Annotated in this window: 18 protein-coding genes and 1 riboswitch; of the genes, 12 read left to right on the top strand and 6 right to left on the bottom strand. The window is 70.1% G+C overall.

Annotated elements, in window-relative coordinates; genetic code table 11:
* Nucleotides 1–106: 106 nt before the first annotated feature.
* A complete protein-coding gene (gene nadA / locus FRZ03_RS31860) occupies nt 107–1,291 on the bottom strand; it encodes a quinolinate synthase NadA (RefSeq protein WP_146468551.1) in 1,185 nt (394 codons plus the stop codon).
* 287 nt (nt 1,292–1,578) lie between these two features.
* Between nadA and FRZ03_RS31850 the strand changes: the two genes are divergently transcribed.
* Nucleotides 1,579–1,935 carry an iron-sulfur cluster assembly accessory protein gene (locus tag FRZ03_RS31850; protein ID WP_070028650.1) on the top strand — a complete coding sequence of 119 codons (357 nt, stop codon included), beginning with the start codon at nt 1,579–1,581 and terminating at the stop codon, nt 1,933–1,935.
* An 84-nt stretch (nt 1,936–2,019) separates the two neighbouring features.
* Here the strand turns inward: FRZ03_RS31850 and FRZ03_RS31845 are convergent, their stop codons facing one another.
* Together FRZ03_RS31845 and FRZ03_RS31840 are read right to left on the bottom strand one after the other, a co-directional pair.
* Nucleotides 2,020–3,417: a hypothetical protein gene (locus FRZ03_RS31845; protein ID WP_146468549.1), complete on the bottom strand. Its 1,398-nt coding sequence runs from the start codon at nt 3,415–3,417 to the stop codon at nt 2,020–2,022.
* Between the two features lie 114 nt (nt 3,418–3,531).
* Entirely contained in the window at nt 3,532–3,753 is a 222-nt protein-coding gene (locus FRZ03_RS31840; protein ID WP_146468548.1) for a hypothetical protein, read from the bottom strand.
* A 140-nt stretch (nt 3,754–3,893) separates the two neighbouring features.
* Between FRZ03_RS31840 and FRZ03_RS31835 the strand changes: the two genes are divergently transcribed.
* Nucleotides 3,894–4,868, top strand: coding sequence for a carbohydrate kinase family protein (locus FRZ03_RS31835; protein ID WP_146468547.1), 975 nt, complete (start codon nt 3,894–3,896; stop codon nt 4,866–4,868).
* Between the two features lie 166 nt (nt 4,869–5,034).
* On the opposite strand, the gene FRZ03_RS31830 is transcribed toward FRZ03_RS31835, so the two are convergent.
* The gene (locus tag FRZ03_RS31830; protein WP_146468546.1) at nt 5,035–6,411 is read right to left on the bottom strand and encodes a cysteine desulfurase/sulfurtransferase TusA family protein; all 1,377 of its coding nucleotides are present in this window, start codon (nt 6,409–6,411) and stop codon (nt 5,035–5,037) included.
* A 317-nt stretch (nt 6,412–6,728) separates the two neighbouring features.
* Between FRZ03_RS31830 and ctaC the strand changes: the two genes are divergently transcribed.
* From ctaC to FRZ03_RS31810, 4 genes are all read left to right on the top strand, one after another.
* Nucleotides 6,729–7,688 (top strand): aa3-type cytochrome oxidase subunit II, encoded by a 960-nt coding sequence (gene ctaC / locus FRZ03_RS31825; protein ID WP_070028645.1) that lies wholly within the window; start codon nt 6,729–6,731, stop codon nt 7,686–7,688.
* Nucleotides 7,685–9,421 (top strand): aa3-type cytochrome oxidase subunit I, encoded by a 1,737-nt coding sequence (gene ctaD, locus FRZ03_RS31820; protein WP_146468545.1) that lies wholly within the window; start codon nt 7,685–7,687, stop codon nt 9,419–9,421. The genes ctaC and ctaD overlap by 4 nt, the downstream gene beginning before the upstream one ends.
* Entirely contained in the window at nt 9,418–9,816 is a 399-nt protein-coding gene (locus FRZ03_RS31815; protein ID WP_046421283.1) for a cytochrome c oxidase subunit 4, read from the top strand. The genes ctaD and FRZ03_RS31815 overlap by 4 nt, the downstream gene beginning before the upstream one ends.
* Nucleotides 9,817–10,028: 212 nt before the next feature.
* Nucleotides 10,029–11,288 (top strand): L,D-transpeptidase, encoded by a 1,260-nt coding sequence (locus FRZ03_RS31810; protein ID WP_146468544.1) that lies wholly within the window; start codon nt 10,029–10,031, stop codon nt 11,286–11,288.
* Between the two features lie 161 nt (nt 11,289–11,449).
* On the opposite strand, the gene FRZ03_RS31805 is transcribed toward FRZ03_RS31810, so the two are convergent.
* Nucleotides 11,450–11,851, bottom strand: coding sequence for a response regulator (locus FRZ03_RS31805; RefSeq protein ID WP_146468543.1), 402 nt, complete (start codon nt 11,849–11,851; stop codon nt 11,450–11,452).
* A 163-nt stretch (nt 11,852–12,014) separates the two neighbouring features.
* Between FRZ03_RS31805 and ctaE the strand changes: the two genes are divergently transcribed.
* From ctaE to FRZ03_RS31775, 6 genes are all read left to right on the top strand, one after another.
* A complete protein-coding gene (gene ctaE / locus FRZ03_RS31800) occupies nt 12,015–12,635 on the top strand; it encodes an aa3-type cytochrome oxidase subunit III (protein WP_070028641.1) in 621 nt (206 codons plus the stop codon).
* 63 nt (nt 12,636–12,698) lie between these two features.
* Nucleotides 12,699–13,511 (top strand): cytochrome bc1 complex diheme cytochrome c subunit, encoded by an 813-nt coding sequence (gene qcrC / locus FRZ03_RS31795; protein ID WP_146468542.1) that lies wholly within the window; start codon nt 12,699–12,701, stop codon nt 13,509–13,511.
* Nucleotides 13,508–14,566, top strand: coding sequence for a cytochrome bc1 complex Rieske iron-sulfur subunit (gene qcrA, locus FRZ03_RS31790; RefSeq protein WP_146468541.1), 1,059 nt, complete (start codon nt 13,508–13,510; stop codon nt 14,564–14,566). The genes qcrC and qcrA overlap by 4 nt, the downstream gene beginning before the upstream one ends.
* The gene (gene qcrB / locus FRZ03_RS31785) at nt 14,563–16,200 is read left to right on the top strand and encodes a cytochrome bc1 complex cytochrome b subunit (protein ID WP_146468540.1); all 1,638 of its coding nucleotides are present in this window, start codon (nt 14,563–14,565) and stop codon (nt 16,198–16,200) included. Before qcrA ends, qcrB begins: the two co-directional genes overlap by 4 nt.
* 117 nt (nt 16,201–16,317) lie before the next feature.
* Nucleotides 16,318–17,382, top strand: coding sequence for an anthranilate phosphoribosyltransferase (gene trpD / locus FRZ03_RS31780; RefSeq protein WP_146468643.1), 1,065 nt, complete (start codon nt 16,318–16,320; stop codon nt 17,380–17,382).
* 76 nt (nt 17,383–17,458) lie between these two features.
* A riboswitch (SAM riboswitch) is annotated at nt 17,459–17,575 on the top strand.
* A 142-nt stretch (nt 17,576–17,717) separates the two neighbouring features.
* Complete coding sequence (locus FRZ03_RS31775) at nt 17,718–19,079, top strand: aminotransferase class V-fold PLP-dependent enzyme (protein WP_146468539.1); 1,362 nt, start codon at nt 17,718–17,720, stop codon at nt 19,077–19,079.
* A gap of 87 nt (nt 19,080–19,166) precedes the next feature.
* Here FRZ03_RS31775 and FRZ03_RS31770 read toward each other — a convergent pair whose 3' ends face one another.
* Nucleotides 19,167–19,448 (bottom strand): Lrp/AsnC family transcriptional regulator, encoded by a 282-nt coding sequence (locus FRZ03_RS31770; protein ID WP_146468538.1) that lies wholly within the window; start codon nt 19,446–19,448, stop codon nt 19,167–19,169.
* Between the last annotated feature and the right edge of the window lie 226 nt (nt 19,449–19,674).

The following is a 19,674-nucleotide window of genomic DNA, read 5'->3' as shown; positions in this document are numbered from 1 at the left end:
TGGCCCAGGTCTGAGCACCGGTCCGGCACGGACGCACGACAGCGGCGACGCCCCGCACCCGGTGAGGAACCGGGTGCGGGGCGTCGCCGTACGGGGAGGCCGGCGGCTACGGAAGCGCCAGCATCCGCTCCAGCGCCAGCTTCGCGAACGCCTCGGTCTCCTGGTCGACCTGGATGCGGTTGACCAGGTTGCCCTCCGCGAGGGACTCCAGGGTCCACACCAGGTGGGGGAGGTCGATGCGGTTCATGGTGGAGCAGAAGCAGACCGTGCGGTCGAGGAAGACGATCTCCTTGCCCTCGGGGGCGAAACGGTTCGCCAGGCGGCGGACCAGGTTCAGCTCCGTGCCGATGGCCCACTTGGAGCCGGCGGGGGCGGCCTCCAGGGCCTTGATGATGTACTCGGTCGAGCCGACGTAGTCCGCCGCGGCGACGACCTCGTGCTTGCACTCGGGGTGGACCAGGACGTTCACGCCGGGGATGCGGGCGCGCACGTCGTTCACCGAGTCGAGGCCGAAGCGGCCGTGCACCGAGCAGTGGCCGCGCCACAGGATCATCTTGGCGGCGCGCAGCTCGTCCGTGGTCAGGCCGCCGTTCGGCTTGTGCGGGTTGTAGACCACGCAGTCGCCCAGGGACATCCCCATGTCACGGACGGCGGTGTTGCGGCCGAGGTGCTGGTCCGGCAGGAAGAGCACCTTCTCGCCCTGCTCGAACGCCCAGTCCAGCGCGCGCTTGGCGTTGGAGGAGGTGCAGATCGTGCCGCCGTGCTTGCCGGTGAAGGCCTTGATGTCGGCCGAGGAGTTCATGTACGAGACGGGGACCACCTGCTCGGCCACCCCGGCCTCGGTCAGCACGTCCCAGCACTCCGCCACCTGCTCGGCCGTCGCCATGTCGGCCATGGAGCAGCCGGCCGCCAGGTCCGGCAGGACGACCTTCTGGTCGTCGGAGGTGAGGATGTCCGCCGACTCGGCCATGAAGTGCACACCGCAGAAGACGATGTACTCGGCCTCCGGGCGCGCGGCCGCGTCCCGGGCCAGCTTGAAGGAGTCGCCCGTGACATCGGCGAACTGGATCACCTCGTCGCGCTGGTAGTGGTGACCGAGCACGAACACCTTGTCGCCGAGCTTCTCCTTGGCGGCACGGGCGCGCTCCACCAGGGCGGGGTCGGACGGCGAGGGCAGATCGCCGGGGCACTCGACACCCCGCTCGCTCTTCGGGTCGGACTCGCGGCCGAGCAGCAGCAGGGCGAGCGGAGTCGGCTGGGCGTCGAGCTCCGGGGTCTGGGCGGTGGTCACGGCACGCACCCTTTCTACTTTTCGTCTATCTGACGTTATCTATCATAACTGCTTCACGTCAGTTTGACGATGGCCATCGCGTCCATGTGACGTGAATCCCGGAGGGGACGTCCCGGAGGTGTCCCGGATCCCTCGTCGGGCCGCTGTCCGCGCGCGCGGGCATGTGCGAGCATGAAGAGGCAAAAAGCAAAATCGCGACCACGTGACGCCCGGCCCGGAATGAATCCGCGGAAGCGCCGGTTGCACTCGTCGGCAAGCAGTCTCCGTACAACCCGGGAGAGATGTAGATGTCCGTATCGGACGAGACCAAAACCGTCAGCGACGGCATCATCCTGACCGACGCCGCCGCGGCCAAGGTCAAGGCCCTGCTCGACCAGGAAGGCCGCGACGACCTCGCGCTGCGTGTCGCCGTCCAGCCCGGCGGCTGCTCCGGCCTGCGCTACCAGCTGTTCTTCGACGAGCGCTCGCTCGACGGCGACGTGGAGAAGGACTTCGGCGGGGTCAAGGTCGTCACCGACCGGATGAGCGCCCCGTACCTGGGCGGCGCCACCGTCGACTTCGTGGACACGATCGAGAAGCAGGGCTTCACGATCGACAACCCGAACGCGACCGGCTCCTGCGCCTGCGGCGACTCCTTCAGCTGAGCCGGCCGACGGTCTGAAACGCGAGGCGGCGGTCCCCATCACGGGGGCCGCCGCCTTCGTACGACCTGATCCGGACGAAAGACCCTAGTTCGCCTGCGGTCGCAGCGTGCCCGGCTTCGCCCGGGGGATCGGCCTGCCGTCCGCGCCGACCACCGTCCGCCCGTCCAGCGGCGCCTTCAGCCGCACGGTGCGCACCAGTTCCTTGGCGATCATCGGACACACCTTGCCCTCCTGCCGGTGCTCGGTGACCGTGACCGTCACCCGGTCACCGCTCTCCAGGGCCGCCGCCGTGTAGTCGGCGCACACTCCGCCGTAGAAGCCGACGGTGAGGGTCCGGCCGTCGGCCGTGTAGCCGTTCACCTTCACCGAGCCGGTGGGCGGGGACGCCGGATGGCGGGGGGCGACCGCCGGGTACGACACCGTGCCCGACCCGCGGGTCTCGAACAACCAGGACGGTACGAGCATCCGGTGCCCGCCGACCGGGTACGCGGCCAGGCCGAACACCGCCTTCTCCACCGTGACCGGCCCGGCCGTCCCCGGGTCCGCGCCGCACGGCTGCTCCAGCCGCGTCGCGAACCGCCCCGGGCTCGCACAGCCGCCGGGGCCCATCCGGTGGTCGCCCTTCGGTGCCGCGTTCATCCGGGCCAGGGTCTTCTCCGCGCTCAGCACGGGGTACGTCGCCCCCTTCACCGGCGTCGCCAGCAGGCCGTGCCCGCCGACCACGTCGCCCTGTCCGTCGATCGTCAGCCCGGTCGTCCAGCCGGTGGTGGGCAGCCCGCCCACCACCGGATCGGCGTTCACCACCCGCCGGCCCCCCATGACCTGGCTCACGTCGGTCCGCGCGCCGTCCAGACCGGCCGCCCTCAGCACGGGCGCCGCCGCCTTCCCGGCCACCGCCGCGCTCACCGGCGCACCCGTGGGACCCACCGGGCCGGGGTTGCACAGGGGCCCCTTGCGGCAGTCGTCGGTGCCGGGCGCGTACCGGCTGAAGGTCCAGCTGCCCGGCGCGTCCCGGTTCACCTGGAGCGTCGGCCCCGAGCCGTCCTTGCCGCCGACCCGCCAGAACCGCCCCTCGGCCACCGGCGTCCCTGTCACCCCGAGCGCCTTCGCCAGCCGGACCACCCGGTCCTCGCCGACCTCGCCTCCGGGGCCGTACACCGGCGCCGCGGCGGGCCCGTCCGGCAGGGCGCCCCGCGCCACGTAGCGGGCGCCGTACGGGTCCGGCTGCTCGTCCAGGGCGAGCGGCGGGGGAGGGGTGGCGTCCCGCCCGGACGCGGCCGGGGCGGCGCGGCCGTCCGGGCCGTCGCTCGCCGCCACGTACGCGCCACCGCCGCCGGCCAGCAGCACCGCGGCCGCGACGGACAGGACGACGGCGCGCGAGCCGCGCCGCCCGGTCCGTCCCGTCTCGTCCCGCGCCGCCTGCTCGTGCGCCATCTCGGGGGCCTGCCCGTCCCCGGAGTCGTGGGGCCGCTCCGTGTTCACCGCATCGCTCCTCGCCGTGTCCTGTCCCGCGTCCCCCCGCCGGGGGGACGGCCATGGGACGAAGCGGGGGAGCGCCGGGTTCCCGGGCTGCGCCGTACGGGTGACCGGAGCCGGTCAGTCGCCGTAGTCGGACATCCCGTCCAGCAGCCGCGCGGACCGCTCCGGTACGGCGACCCGGTGGATGCGCGAGGGGGACACCGGCCGGGAGGCGGTGCGCTCGGGGGCGGGCCAGCGCCGGGCCATCCGGGCGCAGTCGCCGCGCAGCGAGTCGAGGCCGCCCTCCAGGTCGCCGGGGGCGGGCGGTTCGGTGGCGGAAGGGCCCTTGGGGTTCGTCATGACGGAACCGTAGGCATGCCGACGGCCGCGAAGAAAGATCTACTATCGGGTAGTTTCGCCAGCTTCAGCGGGGGCTCCCGACCGGGTAGCGTGAACTGTCAACCTGCCCTCCCGTCTCAGTCCGCAGGAGATTCCCCGTCGTGCGCATCGCAGTCACCGGCTCCATCGCCACCGACCACCTCATGACCTTCCCGGGTCGGTTCGCCGACCAGCTCGTCGCGGACCAGCTGCACACGGTTTCGCTCTCCTTCCTCGTCGACAACCTCGACGTGCGCCGCGGCGGCGTCGCCGCGAACATCGCCTTCGGCATGGGCCAGCTCGGCACCAAGCCGATCCTGGCCGGCGCGGCCGGCTTCGACTTCGACGAGTACCGGGCCTGGCTCGACCGGCACGGCGTCGACACGGAGTCCGTCCGGATCTCCGACACCCTGCACACCGCCCGCTTCGTGTGCACCACCGACGCCGACCACAACCAGATCGGCTCCTTCTACACCGGTGCCATGAGCGAGGCCCGGCTGATCGAGCTGAAGACGGTCGCCGACCGGGTGGGCGGCCTCGACCTGGTGCTGATCGGCGCGGACGACCCGGAGGCGATGCTCCGCCACACGGAGGAGTGCCGGTCCCGCTCGATCCCGTTCGCGGCCGACTTCTCCCAGCAGATCGCCCGCATGGAGGGCGAGGAGATCCGGATACTGCTGGACGGCGCGACGTACCTGTTCTCCAACGAGTACGAGAAGGGCCTCATCCAGACCAAGACCGGCCTCACCGACGAGGAGATCCTCGCCAAGGTCGGCCACCGCGTCACCACGCTGGGCTCGCGGGGCGTGCGGATCGAGCGGGCCGGCGAGGACCCGATCGAGGTCGGCTGCCCGGAGGAGGAGCGCAAGGCCGACCCGACCGGCGTCGGCGACGCCTTCCGCGCGGGTTTCCTCTCGGGCCTCGCCTGGGGCGTCTCGCTGGAGCGGGCCGCACAGGTGGGCTGCATGCTCGCGACCCTGGTCATCGAGACCGTGGGCACGCAGGAGTACCAGCTGCGCCGGGCGCACTTCATGGAGCGCTTCACGAAGGCGTACGGGGACGAGGCGGCCGAGGAGGTCCGCGCGCACCTGGGCTGACGCGTCCGTCGGCCGAGGGGTCCGGGCATATCTGGATCGACGCGCCCGCCGGTCGAGGGGTCCGGGCGCACCTGGGCTGACGCGCCCGCCGGCCGAGGGGGCAGGGCCGGCCGAGGGGGCAGGGGCCGCCCGGGCCGCCCGGGCCGCCCGGTCCGGCCGGGGTGCCTCAGCCGAGCCGGCGGACCAGGTACGCCGTACCGCCGTCCGCCGGTTCCTCGCCCAGGTACTCCTGGCCCCGCATCTCGCACCACGCCGGGATGTCCAGGCGGGCCGCCTCGTCGTCCGAGAGGACGCGGACGGTGCCGCCCACCGGGACGCCGGGGAACGCCTTCGCCAGTTCGATGACCGGGATGGGGCAGCGCCTGCCGAGGGCGTCCACGACCAGGACGTCCTCCTCGGGGGCCGCCGCGGACGCGGGCGCCCCCAGCTTCTCCCGCACCCCGGCCACCGCCCCCGGCAGCACGTCCAGGAACCGTTCCACGTCCTCCTCGGCCGTGCCCGGCGGCAGCGACACCCGCACATTGCCCTCGCTGAGCACGCCCATCGCCCGCAGCACATGGCTGGGCGTCAGCGTGCTGCTGGTGCAGGAGGAGCCGGAGGACACGGCGAAGCCCTCCCGGTCCAGCTCGTGCAGCAGAGTCTCCCCGTCGACATAGAGACAGGAGAAGGTGACGATCCCCGGCAGCCGCCGCCGCGGCTCGCCCACCACCTCCACGTCCGGCACCAGCCGGGGCACCCGCGTCCGGATCCGCTCCGTCAGCTCCCGCAGCCGGACCGCCTCCTGGGCCGCCTCGGCCCGCACCGCGCGCAGGGAGGCCACGGCCGCCACGATGGCCGGAATGTTCTCGAAGCCGGGCGCCCGCCCCGACTCCCGTTCGTCCGCCGGGCCTTGGGGCGCGAACCGGACGCCCTTGCGCACCACGAGCAGCCCGACCCCCGAGGGGCCGCCCCACTTGTGCGCGCTGGCGGCGAGCAGCGACCAGCCGCCCTCGACCGGCCCCCAGCCCAGCGACTGCGCCGCGTCCACCAGCAGCGGCACCCCGGCCGCCCGGCACACCTCGGCCACCTCGGCCACCGGCTGCACGGTGCCCACCTCGTGGTTGGCCGACTGGAGCACGGCCAGCGCGGTGTCCGCGCGCAGGGCGGCCTCGTAACCCGAGGGGGCGACGGCGCCCGTGCGGTCCACCGGCACCTGGGTCACCGTGCCGCCCGCGGCCTCGAACACCTCCGCCGAATGGAGGACGGAGGAGTGTTCGACCGCTGACACGATCAGGTGGCGTCCGACCCGGCGTCTTCCGGCCAACGCCCCCGCGACGCCCGTATGCACGGCACGGGTCCCCGACGGCGTGAACACCACCTCGTCCGCCCGGCACCCGACCGCCTCGGCCGCCGCCTCCCGCGCCGCGTCCAGCAGCATCCGCGCCTTGCGTCCCTCCCGGTACAGCCGCGCGGGATCGGCCCATCCCTCGTCCAAGGAGGCCAACAGGGCCTGCCGGGCCACGGGATGGAGGGGTGCGGCCGATGCGGCGTCGAAGTAGGACACAGGTCAACGGTAAGACCCGCGGCGGCAAAGGAGAGGGGCGCGGGCTGTTCCGTCCGAGGTCGCGCCGGGCGCTCGACCAGCCACGACTCACCCGCGACCACCCCCCAAAACGGCACAACCCGAGCCAATGGGTTCGGGTTCCCACCCCAACCGAGTGACAGGCAACGCGTATGCCCCCCTCCCCGCGAACCCCCGGAGGGCGTCGGCTAGGGTTTGGTCCGCATAAACATCCAAACCCCTGCCCGACGCAGGGCGGCGACCGACCAGCGAGAAGGCCGCAGCCGACCGCGCGGGCGAGACTCTCGGGAAGGCGCTACGTGAGTCCCAACGGCTCCGACCGCTCGCCGCGGCGCCCGATGCGGCGGAAGCTGCTGCAGGCACTGACCGCGGGCCTGGTCCTGGCGACCGCAACCGGTTGCACATACAAGGACTTCCCCCGCCTTGGCATGCCCACCCCGACCACGGAAGAGGCTCCGCGGATCCTCTCCCTGTGGCAGGGTTCCTGGGCTGCCGCGCTCGCCGTCGGCGTGCTGGTGTGGGGCCTGATCCTGTGGAGCGCCATGTTCCACCGGCGCAGCCGCACCAAGGTCGAGGTACCTCCGCAGACCCGGTACAACATGCCGATCGAGGCCCTGTACACGGTGGTCCCGATCATCATCATCTCGGTGCTGTTCTACTTCACGGCCCGGGACGAGACGAAGCTCATGAGCCTCGACAAGAAGCCCGACGTCACGGTCAACGTGGTCGGCTTCCAGTGGAGCTGGGGCTTCAACTACATCGAGAACGTCCCCGGAGTCTCCGGCGACGCCAAGACGGACACCAACCTGTCCGCGATCCCGGACCGGTTCAAGGCCGCCTTCCCGGCGAACGCAGGCGGCGTCTACGACGTCGGCACCCCGGGTACGCGCAACCCGCAGACCGGTAACCCTGGTCCGACGCTCTGGCTCCCCAAGGGCAAGACGGTCCGTTTCGTTCTGACCTCGCGTGACGTCATCCACTCCTTCTGGGTGGTGCCGTTCCTGATGAAGCAGGACGTCATCCCGGGCCACACCAACGCCTTCCAGGTGACCCCCAACAAGGAGGGCACCTTCCTCGGCAAGTGCGCCGAGCTCTGCGGCGTCGACCACTCGCGGATGCTGTTCAACGTGAAGGTCGTCTCCCCGGCGGCGTACGAGCAGCACCTCAAGGACCTCGCCAAGAAGGGGCAGACCGGTTACATTCCCGCCGGCATCGCGCAGACGAGCCACGAGAAGAACCGGGAGACGAACAACCTGTGAGCATCCTCAACGAACCCCAGGGTGCCGCGGCCGCTGAAGGCTCGTACGTGGACGAGCCGCCGGTTCGGCGTAAGCAGCCCGGCAATGCCGTGGTGAAGTGGCTGACGACCACCGACCACAAGACGATCGGGACGATGTACCTCGTCACGTCGTTCGCGTTCTTCCTGATCGGCGGCGTGATGGCGCTGCTCATGCGCGCCGAGCTGGCCCGTCCGGGTCTGCAGATCATGTCGAACGAGCAGTTCAACCAGGCGTTCACGATGCACGGCACGATCATGCTGCTGATGTTCGCGACGCCGCTGTTCGCGGGCTTCGCGAACTGGATCATGCCGCTGCAGATCGGCGCCCCCGACGTGGCGTTCCCGCGGCTGAACATGTTCGCCTACTGGCTGTACCTGTTCGGCTCGCTCATCGCGGTGGGCGGCTTCCTCACCCCCGAGGGCGCGGCCGACTTCGGCTGGTTCGCCTACTCCCCGCTGTCGGACGCGGTCCGTTCGCCGGGCGCCGGCGCCGACATGTGGATCATGGGTCTGGCCATGTCCGGCTTCGGCACCATCCTCGGCTCGGTCAACTTCATCACCACGATCATCTGCATGCGCGCCCCGGGCATGACGATGTTCCGCATGCCGATCTTCGTGTGGAACGTGCTGCTGACCGGTGTGCTCGTTCTGCTGGCCTTCCCGGTGCTGGCCGCCGCGCTGTTCGCCCTGGAGGCGGACCGCAAATTCGGTGCGCATGTGTTCGACGCGGCCAATGGCGGCGCATTGCTCTGGCAACACCTCTTCTGGTTCTTCGGCCACCCAGAGGTGTACATCATCGCCCTGCCGTTCTTCGGCATCATCTCGGAGATCATTCCGGTCTTCTCCCGTAAGCCGATGTTCGGTTACATGGGCCTGATCGCCGCGACCATCGCGATCGCCGGTCTGTCCGTGACGGTGTGGGCCCACCACATGTACGTCACCGGTGGTGTGCTGCTGCCGTTCTTCTCCTTCATGACCTTCCTGATCGCGGTACCGACCGGTGTGAAGTTCTTCAACTGGATCGGCACCATGTGGAAGGGCTCACTGTCCTTCGAGACGCCGATGCTCTGGGCGACCGGCTTCCTGATCACCTTCACGTTCGGTGGTCTGACCGGTGTCATCCTGGCCTCGCCGCCCATGGACTTCCACATCTCCGACTCGTACTTCGTGGTGGCCCACTTCCACTACGTGGTCTTCGGTACGGTCGTGTTCGCCATGTTCGCCGGCTTCCACTTCTGGTGGCCGAAGTTCACCGGCAAGATGCTGGACGAGCGCCTCGGCAAGATCACCTTCTGGACGCTGTTCATCGGCTTCCACACCACCTTCCTGGTGCAGCACTGGCTGGGTGCCGAGGGCATGCCGCGTCGTTACGCCGACTACCTGGCGGCCGACGGCTTCACCGCGCTGAACACGGTGTCCACCATCGGTTCGTTCGTCCTCGGCCTCTCCTTCCTGCCGTTCCTCTACAACGTCTGGAAGACCGCCAAGTACGGCAAGAAGATCGAGGTGGACGACCCGTGGGGCTACGGCCGCTCCCTGGAGTGGGCGACCTCCTGCCCGCCGCCGCGGCACAACTTCACCACCCTGCCGCGGATCCGCAGCGAATCCCCGGCGTTCGACCTGCACCACCCCGAGATCGCCGCGCTCGAGCAGCTTGAGCACGCCGGTCACGCGACCGCCGTCGCGGGCAGCAGCAAGGAGGCCGGCAAGTGAAGATCCAGGGCCGGATGTTCATCTGGCTGAGCTTCTTCATCCTGATCATGGCCGTCGTGTACGGCGTGTGGTCGAAGGAGCCGGCCGGTACCACGGCGCTCTTCCTGGCCTTCGGCCTGTCGATCATGATCGGCTTCTACCTGGGCTTCACCGCCCGCCGGGTGGACGCCGGTGCGCAGGACGACAAGGAGGCCGACGTCGCGGACGACGCGGGCGAGCTGGGCTTCTTCAGCCCGCACAGCTGGCAGCCGCTCATGCTGGGCTTCGGCGGTGCGATCGCCTTCCTCAGCATCGCGGTCGGCTGGTGGCTGATCTACTTCTCCGCGCCGTTCATCGTGATCGGTCTGTTCGGCTGGGTGTTCGAGTACTACCACGGTGAGAACCGCACCCAGTAAGCAGCGGAACGTGCACGACCGGGAGCCCGGACCCTCCGTCAGGAGGGTCCGGGCTCCCGGCTTTCCGCGTCCCCCGCGGAGCGCCCTCCCGGTGTCCGCGGGTTCCGGGCGTTTCCGCGTTCCGCACGGCGAGGCGGTCGTCTGCCGGTGTGTCGTCCCTCGTATGGGTTATGTGCCGCGCCAGTAATGTGTTCATCTCATAGCGTGATCGTATGAACCACTCTCCGCGGACCCGTACCGTCGTCAGCTGCGCCGTGCTGGTGACCGCCCTGGGCGCGGGCACCACCGCCTGCGGTTCGGACGGCGATCCCCTCTCGGCCAAGCCGTATGACGCAGCGGGCCTGATCTCCTTCAACGCCCCCATCGACGTGGGCAAGCGGGCCGATCCCGACAAGCCCCTGGAGGTCGCCGTCAAGGCCGAGGGGCGCATCACCGACGTCACCGCCCAGGACTCCACAGGCCGCTATGTGGCGGGCGAACTCACCGCCGACGGCAGTCGCTGGCACAGCATCTCCCCGCTGGCCGCGAGCGCCCACTACACGGTCACCGTGAGCACCGAGGACGACGACGGGGCACCCGGCCGCAAAGTCCTCGCCTTCGACACCACCAAGCCCGCCGACCAGAAGCGGCTGGGCGTCACCTTCGGGCCCGACGCGGGCGAGTACGGCGTCGGACAGATCATCACCGCCCAACTCAGCCAGGAGGTCGACGACAAGGCGCAGCGGGCCGTCGTGGAGCGCGGCCTGCGGGTGGACTCCGTACCCGCCGTCCCCGGCAACTGGTACTGGGTGAGCGGCAAGGAACTCCACTACCGCCCCAAGGAGTACTGGCCGACCCACGCGACGATCCAGGTGCACAGCAACCTGGACGGCGTCAAGATCAGCGACCGGCTGCGGGGCGACAAGTCGAAGGCGCTCAAGCTCACCACGGGCGACCGCGTCGAGGCCCTCACGGACGCGGCGGCGCACGAGATGACGGTGTACAAGAACGGCGCCGTGATCAACACCATTCCGGTCACCACCGGCAAGCCGGGCTACGAGACCCGCAACGGCGTCAAGGTGGTCCTGGAGAAGCAGTACTTCGTACGCATGCGCGGCACCACCGTCGGCATCGCCGAGGGCAGCCGGGACTCGTACGACCTGCCGGTCTACTACGCCACCCGGGTGACCTGGTCCGGCGAGTACGTGCACGCGGCGCCCTGGTCCGTGGGCTCGCAGGGCTACGCCAACGTCAGCCACGGCTGCACCGGCATGAGCACGGCCAACGCCCGCTGGTTCTTCGACAACGTCCACGAGGGCGACGTCGTCAAGGTGGTCAACTCCAACGGCCAGTCGATGGAACCGTTCGGCAACGGCTTCGGCGACTGGAACCTCGACTGGAAGAAGTGGCGTACGGGCTCCGCCCTCAACGGCCTGCCCAACGGCGGCCAGACCTCGCCGGACACGGTCCGCCTCCAGCCGGCAGCCGTGTGAGCAGCGCCCTGGAGGGGCGCGGGGAACCCCGCGACGAGCCGCCCGCCGGCGACCGCGCGCGGGCCCAGCGCCCCGGCCGGCCAGGGTCTTTCGTTTGGATCAGGCCGGATCAGGGCGCGGTGCCAGGGCCCGCGAGCCCGGCAAGATCCAAACGAGAGGCCCTAGGCGCCCACCAGGCTCCTGCGGCGCAGCAGGGCGGCCAGCGACGAGGCGAACTCCACCGGGTCCACCGGCAGCGTCACCGCGGCGTCGGCCCGGCTCCACGTGGCCAGCCAGGCGTCCTGGGGGCGGCCGATGAGCAGCAGCACGGGCGGGCAGCGGAACACCTCGTCCTTGATCTGCCGGCACATCCCCATGCCCCCCATGGGCACGGCCTCGCCGTCGAGCACGCACACGTCGATGCCCCCACGGTCCAGCTCGCGCAGTACCGCCGCGGGCGTCGCGCACTCCACGAACTCCAGCTGGGGCACGTCCGGGGCAGGACGGCGCCCTGCGGCCAGCCGTACCTGCTCACGGGTGTTGGAGTCGTCGCTGTAGACCAGCACGGTGGCGGTCGGCTGCATTGTTCCTCCGGGTCGTCGGCGTCGTACGGACTGGACGGACAGGACGGACGGGGCCGTTTGGGCGGATGTTACTCCCATGAACACCACGTCAACACCGGTTCGGAGGGCTGCAACACTCCGAACGGCACCCCCCGGAGTGAGGGCGAGATAAGCGACCGACATAATGTCGGTCGTGGCGACAGCAACGACAGTAGAAACCGGGCACGCGCACCCGTCGGTCAACCGGCCGAACCTCACCAGCGTCGGAACCATCATCTGGCTGAGTTCCGAGCTGATGTTCTTCGCGGCCCTCTTCGCGATGTACTTCACCCTCCGGTCGGTGACCGGACCGGCTCACTGGAAGCACATGGCCTCAGCGCTCAATGTGCCTTTCTCCGCGACGAACACCACGATCCTGGTGCTTTCGTCCCTCACCTGTCAGCTCGGCGTCTTCGCCGCCGAGCGCGGCGACGTGAAGAAGCTCCGTGGCTGGTTCATCCTCACCTTCATCATGGGTGCGATCTTCATCGGCGGTCAGATCTACGAGTACACGAGCCTGGTGAAGGAAGAGGGCCTCTCGCTCTCCTCCGACCCGTACGGCTCGGTGTTCTACCTGACCACCGGCTTCCACGGCCTGCACGTGACGGGCGGTCTCATCGCCTTCCTGCTGGTCCTCGGCCGCACCTACATGGCCAAGAGGTTCACCCACGAGCAGGCGACCGCCGCCATCGTCGTGTCCTACTACTGGCACTTCGTCGATGTCGTCTGGATCGGCCTCTTCGCCACGATCTATTTGATCAAGTAGCCGGGACCGCTCCCGCTAAGTCCAGAAGCACCGACGCAGAAGATCCTGACACCGGGGTAATCCGTGAAAAAGCTCTCCGCACGACGACGCCATCCGCTGGCGGCGGTCGTCGTCCTACTCCTCGCGCTGGCGGCCACTGGGGGGCTGTACGCCGCGTTCGCGCCCGCGGGCAAGGCGCAGGCCGATGAAACCTCCCAGTCCCTGACCATCAAGGAGGGTAGGAAGCTCTACGAGGTCGGCTGCGCCAGCTGCCACGGCACCGGTGGGCAGGGCTCCTCCGACGGGCCGAGCCTGGTCGGCGTGGGCTCCGCGGCCGTCGACTTCCAGGTCGGCACCGGCCGTATGCCGGCCGCGACCTCGCAGGGCGCCCAGGTCCCGCGCAAGAAGCCTGTGTACACGCAGACCCAGATCGACCAGCTCGCCGCGTACATCGCGTCGCTGGGCGCGGGTCCGATCGTGCCGACCAAGCAGCAGTACGGTCCGGCCGGCGCGGACATCGCCAAGGGTGGCGAGCTGTTCCGCACCAACTGCGCGCAGTGCCACAACTTCACCGGCAAGGGTGGTGCCCTGACCAAGGGCAAGTTCGCGCCCACGCTGGAGGGCGTCGACCCGAAGCACATCTACGAGGCCATGCAGACGGGCCCGCAGAACATGCCGTCCTTCCCGGACACGACGCTGTCCTCGAAGAACAAGAAGGACATCATCGCGTACCTGCACGCGGTCGACAGCAGCGAGACGACGAACCCGGGCGGTCTGGAGCTGGGCGGCCTCGGGCCGGTCAGTGAGGGCCTGTTCGCCTGGATCTTCGGTCTCGGCGCGCTGATCGCCGTCGCCGTCTGGGTCGCCGCTCGGACCGCAAAGGCCAAGAAGTCATGAGTAGCCAAGACATTCCTGAAGAGAACCTGCCCGCAGAGCAGGACCACGCGCACGGCGCGGTAGGGGTCGCGGACGAGGAGAACCCGTTCGCCGACCCGGGGCTGCCGCCCCACGAGCACCGCATCCAGGACATCGACGAGCGGGCCGCCAAGCGGTCCGAGCGCGTCGTCGCCCTGCTGTTCACGGTGTCGATGCTGGCCACCGTCGGCTTCATCGTCTCGTACGTGACCATCCCGCACGACAAGAACATCTTCGTCTTCCCGATCGGGCACATCAGCGCGCTGAACTTCGCGCTGGGCCTGACCCTGGGCGTCGCGCTGTTCTGCATCGGCGCGGGCGCGGTCCACTGGGCCCGCACCCTGATGTCCGACGTCGAGGTCGCCGACGAGCGTCACCCGATCGAGGCCGCCCCCGAGGTCCGGGCCAAGGTCCACGCGGACTTCCGCCAGGGCGCCAAGGAGTCGGCGCTCGGCCGCCGCAAGCTGATCCGCGGCACGATGTTCGGCGCGCTGGCCCTGGTGCCGCTCTCCGGTGTCATGCTGCTGCGCGACCTCGGTCCGCTGCCCGGCACGTCCCTGCGCCACACCCTGTGGGCCAAGGGCAAGCGCCTGGTCAACATGAACACCAACCAGCCGCTGCGTCCCGAGGACGTCGCCGTCGGCTCCCTGACCTTCGCCAAGCCGGACGGCCTGGAGGAGACGGACGAGGAGTTCCAGAACGAGCTCGCCAAGGCGGCTCTGATGATCGTCCGGCTCCAGCCGGACAACATCAAGGACAAGCGCGAGCTGAACTGGTCGCACGACGGCATCGTCGCGTTCTCCAAGATCTGCACCCACGTCGGCTGCCCGATCTCGCTGTACGAGCAGCAGACGCACCACGTGCTGTGCCCGTGCCACCAGTCCACCTTCGACCTCTCCGACGGTGCCCGAGTGATCTTCGGTCCCGCCGGCCACGCCCTGCCGCAGCTGCGCATCGGTGTGGACAGTGAGGGTTACCTCCAGGCGCTCGGCGACTTCGAGGAGCCCGTCGGTCCTGCTTTCTGGGAGCGCGGATGAGTACTGCAGCGAACGAGACCGCCCGCTCCCGCGGGCAGGCCCCGGCCGGCGAACGCATCGCCGACTGGGCCGACGGCCGGCTCGGGATCTACTCCCTGGCCAAGGCCAACATGCGCAAGATCTTCCCCGACCACTGGTCGTTCATGTTGGGCGAAGTGTGCATGTACAGCTTCATCATCATCATCCTGACGGGTGTCTATCTGACGCTGTTCTTCCACCCGTCGATGAACGAGGTCGTCTACCACGGCAGCTATGTCCCGCTCCAGGGGCAGATGATGTCGGAGGCCTTCAACTCGACCCTGCACATCTCCTTCGACGTGCGCGGTGGTCTGCTGGTCCGGCAGATCCACCACTGGGCCGCGCTGATCTTCCTCGCCGGCATGTTCGTGCACATGATGCGCGTGTTCTTCACCGGCGCGTTCCGCAAGCCGCGTGAGATCAACTGGCTGTTCGGCTTCCTGCTGTTCGTCCTCGGCATGTTCACCGGCTTCACCGGTTACTCGCTCCCGGACGACCTGCTCTCCGGCACCGGTGTCCGCTTCATGGAGGGCGCGATCCTGTCCGTGCCGATCGTCGGCACGTACCTGTCGTACTTCCTCTTCGGCGGGCAGTTCCCCGGCCACGACTTCGTCGCCCGGTTCTACTCGATCCACATCCTGCTGCTGCCGGGCATCATGCTCGGCCTGATGGTGGCGCACCTGATCCTGGTCTTCTACCACAAGCACACGCAGTTCGCGGGTCCGGGCAAGTCCAACAACAACGTCGTCGGCATGCCGCTGCTGCCGGTCTACATGGCCAAGGCCGGAGGCTTCTTCTTCCTGGTCTTCGGTGTCATCGCGGCCATCGCCGCGGTCGCGCAGATCAACCCGATCTGGGCCATCGGCCCCTACCGGGTGGACCAGGTCTCCACCGGCGCCCAGCCCGACTGGTACATGGGCTTCGCCGAGGGTCTGATCCGCTTCATGCCGGGCTGGGAGATCAACTTCTGGGGTCACACGCTCGTCCTGGGCGTGTTCATCCCGCTGGTGCTCTTCCCGCTGGTCCTGGCGGCCATCGCGGTCTACCCGTTCATCGAGTCCTGGGTCACCGGCGACAAGCGCGAGCACCACATCCTGGACCGCCCGCGCAACGCCCCGACCCGTACCGCGTTCGGTGTCGCCTGGGTGACGATCTACATGATCACCCTGGTCGGCGGTGGCAACGACCTGTGGGCCACCCACTTCCACCTGTCGATCAACGCCGTGACCTGGTTCGTCCGGATCTTCTTCTTCGTCGGCCCGGTCATCGCGTTCCTCGTCACCAAGCGGATCTGCCTCGGCCTCCAGCGCCGCGACCGCGACAAGGTGCTGCACGGTCGCGAGACCGGCATCATCAAGCGGCTGCCGCACGGTGAGTTCATCGAGGTGCACGAGCCGCTCAGCCAGGAGCAGCTGCACACGCTCACCGCGCACGACCAGTACCAGCCGGCCGAGATCGGCCCGACGGTCGACGAGAACGGTGTCGAGCGCAAGGTGAAGGCCGCCGAGCGGCTCCGGGTCAAGCTGTCCAACGCCTACTACGGCGAGGACAACCAGATCCCGAAGCCGTCCGTCGAGGAGTACAGGGAGATCACGAGCGGCCACGGCCACCACTGATTCCCGCGTCGCCACGCCACCGAAGGGCCCCGTCCGCACCGCGGACGGGGCCCTTCCCCGTCTCCCGGCTCGATAGGGTGGGTACGAATGACCACCACTGTGTACGAGGAGCGGCTGATGATCGCTGTGACCCCCGCTGGAGGCGACACCGCGGCGGGCCGCTCCTGGCCCGCCCTGCTGAACGGCCTGCTGACCGGCCAGGACCTGTCGGCCGACGACACGGCCTGGGCGATGGACCTGATCATGCGCGGCGAGGCGACCGACGCCCAGATCGCCGGGTTCATGGTCGCGCTGCGCGCCAAGGGCGAGACGGTGGAGGAGATCTCCGGCCTGGTGCGCACCATGTACGAGCACGCCAACGTGATCGAGGTGCCCGGGCCCGCCGTCGACGTCGTCGGCACCGGCGGCGACGGCGCCAAGACCGTCAACATCTCCACCATGTCCTCGATCGTGGTCGCGGGCACCGGCGCCAAGGTCGTCAAGCACGGCAACCGCGCCGCCTCCTCCGCCTCCGGCTCCTCCGACGTGCTGGAGAAGCTCGGCATCAACCTCCAGCTGACCCCGAAGCGGGTGGCCGAGGTCGCCGAGGAGGCCGGCATCACCATCTGCTTCGCGGTGAAGTTCCACCCCTCGCTGCGTCATGTCGCCGCCGCGCGCGGGCAGTTGGGCATCCGCACCACCTTCAACGTGCTCGGTCCGCTGACCAACCCGGCCAAGGTGCGCGCCCAGGCGGTGGGGGTCGCCGATCCGCGCATGGCGCCCGTGGTGGCCGGGGTGTTCGCCGAGCGGGGCAACTCCGCGCTGGTCTTCCGGGGCGACGACGGCCTGGACGAGCTGACGGTCACCGACACCTCCCGGGTGTGGGTGGTGCGGGACGGCAAGGTCACCGAGGAGGTCTTCGACCCCCGGGACGTCGGCATCGACCTGGTCCCCGTGGAGGCGCTGCGCGGCGCGGACGCCGCCTACAACGCGGAGGTGGCCCGCCGGGTGCTGGACGGCGAGCGGGGCGCGGTGCGCGACGCGGTGCTGCTGAACTCGGCGGCGGCCCTGGTGGCCCTGGAGCCGGCCGACGCCTCGCTCACCGAGCAGTTGCGCGCCCAGATGGCCAGGGCGGCCGAGTCGATCGACTCGGGCGCGGCGAAGCGGGCGCTGGAGCGCTGGGTGGCGGCCAGCAACGCCTGAGGTCATCGGGGTGATCGTTCCGCGATCCGGACACGGGTTGCGGGGCGATCACCCCGTCGCGTAGTTTCCCGTACCAGGTCATGAGTGACAGTCATGAGGCCCCGGCCGACTGTCCGGCAACCCTCCGTCCGTGGCGGGGTGCCCCGGGTGAGGACCAGGTCGTAGGCAGCGAGGTCTACGGCAAGCGCGGACCCCTCGAACCCAGGGGTCCTGGTCGTACGAGGGAGCCTTCCGTGAGCAAGCGAATGCGCTAGGGCCGCAGAGCCCCGCCTCCGCGTACCTCTTTCACCTTTTTCCGTACGTCCCCTCGGCGTACGTCCTCACGGGAGTCACCCATGTCGCAGACCACTGTTGCCGCCGACCCGTCGATCTGCTCCCCGCTGCCCGTTCTGGGGCGAGATGTCACCGTCCCGCTCGTCACGGGCGGCGACGTCACCTACGCGGCCCTCGACTACGCGGCCAGCGCCCCCGCCCTCCAGCGCGTCTGGGACGACGTCGCCGCCTACGCGCCCTACTACGGCAGCGTCCACCGGGGCGCCGGCTACCTCTCCCAGCTCTCCACCGACCTGTTCGAGAACGCCCGCCGCACGGTCGCCGACTTCCTCGGCTGCCGGGCCGACGACCAGGTGGTCTTCACCCGCTCGACCACGGACTCGCTGAACCTGCTGGCCCGGGTGATCCCGGCCGACTGCCGCGTCTTCGTCTTCGAGACCGAGCACCACGCCTCCCTGCTGCCCTGGCAGGACTCCCGGGTCACCTACCTCGACGCCCCGCGCACCCCGCAGCAGGCGGTGCGGACGCTGGAGCGGGCCCTCGCCGACCGGGACCCGTACGGCCCGGCCCTGGTCTGCGTCACCGGTGCCTCCAACGTCACCGGCGAGCTGTGGCCGGTGCGCGAGCTGGCCGCCGCCGCGCACGCGCACGGCGCCCGGATCGTCCTGGACGCCGCCCAGCTGGCCCCGCACCACCCCGTGGACATCGCCGACCTGGACGTCGACTGGGTGGCCTTCTCCGGGCACAAGCTGTACGCCCCCTTCGGCGCGGGCGTGCTGGCCGGCCGTGCCGACTGGCTGCGGGCCGCCGAGCCGTACCTCGCGGGCGGCGGCGCCAGCCGCCGGGTCACCCGGCGCACCGACGGGGGAGTGGACGTGGAGTGGCACGAGAGCGCCGCCCGGCACGAGGCGGGCTCCCCGAACGTCATCGGCGCCTACGCGATCGCCTCGGCCTGCAAGGCGCTCACCGAGGCCGGCTGGACGGACCTGGTCGCGCGCGAGCGGCGTCTGGTCGAGCGGGTCCGCGCGGGCCTCGCCGGCGTTCCGCAGGTGAAGGTGCTGTCCCTGTTCGGGGACGACGCTCCGCGGGTCGGCGTGATCTCCTTCGTGGTGGAGGGCTGGAACAGCTCCCACTTCGCGGCCGCCCTCTCCGCCGAGTACGGCATCGGCGTCCGCGACGGCCTGTTCTGCGCCCACCCGCTGGTGCGCACCCTGCTCGGCACCGATCCCCAGACCCAGGGCGAGTGCGGCGCGCCCGAGGCCGCCCCCGGCGAGAAGTCCCTCAACGCCATCCGTGTGAGCTTCGGCGCGGGCACCCCCGACGAGCACGTCGAGCGCTTCCTCGCGGCGGTGCGGGAGCTGGTGACCGAGGGCGCCAAGTGGACGTACCGCACGGAGGACGGCCGCTGCGTCCCGGCGGTGTGAGCCGAGCCCGAACGACCTGGTGAGGCGGCTTTCCGTCGGCTTCCAGCCGGTCTTCGGCCGGTCACTTCGGCCGGTCGCGTCAGCCGGTCAGGAGTCCAGACCGATCGCGAAGGCCGCCTCCAGGTCGTGCTGGGAGTACGTACGGAACGCCACGTGGGTGTCGGTCCCCTCGACGCCCGGGATCTTGCTGATCCGCCCCGGGATCACCTCGGCCAGGTCCTCGTGCTGCCGCACCCGCACCATCGCGATCAGGTCGTACGTGCCGGTCACGGAGAACACCTCGCTCACCGACTCCAGCGCGGCGATCTGCTCGGCGATCTCGGGAATCCGGTCCACGCTGGTCTTGATGAGGACGATCGCGGTGATCACGGCTGGTTCTCTCCCTCGGGTGCCGGAGCGGGTGCGGTTTTCACTCTAGCCCGCCCGTCTCCCGCCGCCGCCCTCCCGAGGCCGCCCTCCCGCCCCCGCCGCTCTGGGTCCCCCCCGCCGTTGGTGTCCCCGCCGCCCGCCCCCTTGCGCCGGCCCCGCCGGTGGGGGCCCCCCTGGTGTGCCGCCGCCGCGGGCCCGCCCGCCCCTCACCCCCCCCCGCCCCGGG

Origin of the sequence: Streptomyces misionensis (assembly GCF_007896895.1) — a bacterium.
Lineage (GTDB): Bacteria > Actinomycetota > Actinomycetes > Streptomycetales > Streptomycetaceae > Streptomyces > Streptomyces misionensis_A.
The sequence above is the reverse complement of the archived record's forward strand: the minus strand, read 5'-3'. Positions and strand labels throughout refer to the sequence as shown.

Excerpts from the sequence above, each read along its gene's own strand:
- qcrA (WP_146468541.1), top strand. The coding sequence starts at position 13,508 with ATGAGTAGCCAAGACATTCCTGAAGAGAACCTGCCCGCAGAGCAGGAC.
- FRZ03_RS31805 (WP_146468543.1), bottom strand. The coding sequence starts at position 11,851 with ATGCAGCCGACCGCCACCGTGCTGGTCTACAGCGACGACTCCAACACC.
- trpD (WP_146468643.1), top strand. The coding sequence starts at position 16,318 with ATGATCGCTGTGACCCCCGCTGGAGGCGACACCGCGGCGGGCCGCTCC.
- FRZ03_RS31810 (WP_146468544.1), top strand. The coding sequence starts at position 10,029 with ATGAACCACTCTCCGCGGACCCGTACCGTCGTCAGCTGCGCCGTGCTG.
- qcrB (WP_146468540.1), top strand. The coding sequence starts at position 14,563 with ATGAGTACTGCAGCGAACGAGACCGCCCGCTCCCGCGGGCAGGCCCCG.
- FRZ03_RS31775 (WP_146468539.1), top strand. The coding sequence starts at position 17,718 with ATGTCGCAGACCACTGTTGCCGCCGACCCGTCGATCTGCTCCCCGCTG.
- ctaE (WP_070028641.1), top strand. The coding sequence starts at position 12,015 with ATGTCGGTCGTGGCGACAGCAACGACAGTAGAAACCGGGCACGCGCAC.
- FRZ03_RS31850 (WP_070028650.1), top strand. The coding sequence starts at position 1,579 with ATGTCCGTATCGGACGAGACCAAAACCGTCAGCGACGGCATCATCCTG.
- FRZ03_RS31840 (WP_146468548.1), bottom strand. The coding sequence starts at position 3,753 with ATGACGAACCCCAAGGGCCCTTCCGCCACCGAACCGCCCGCCCCCGGC.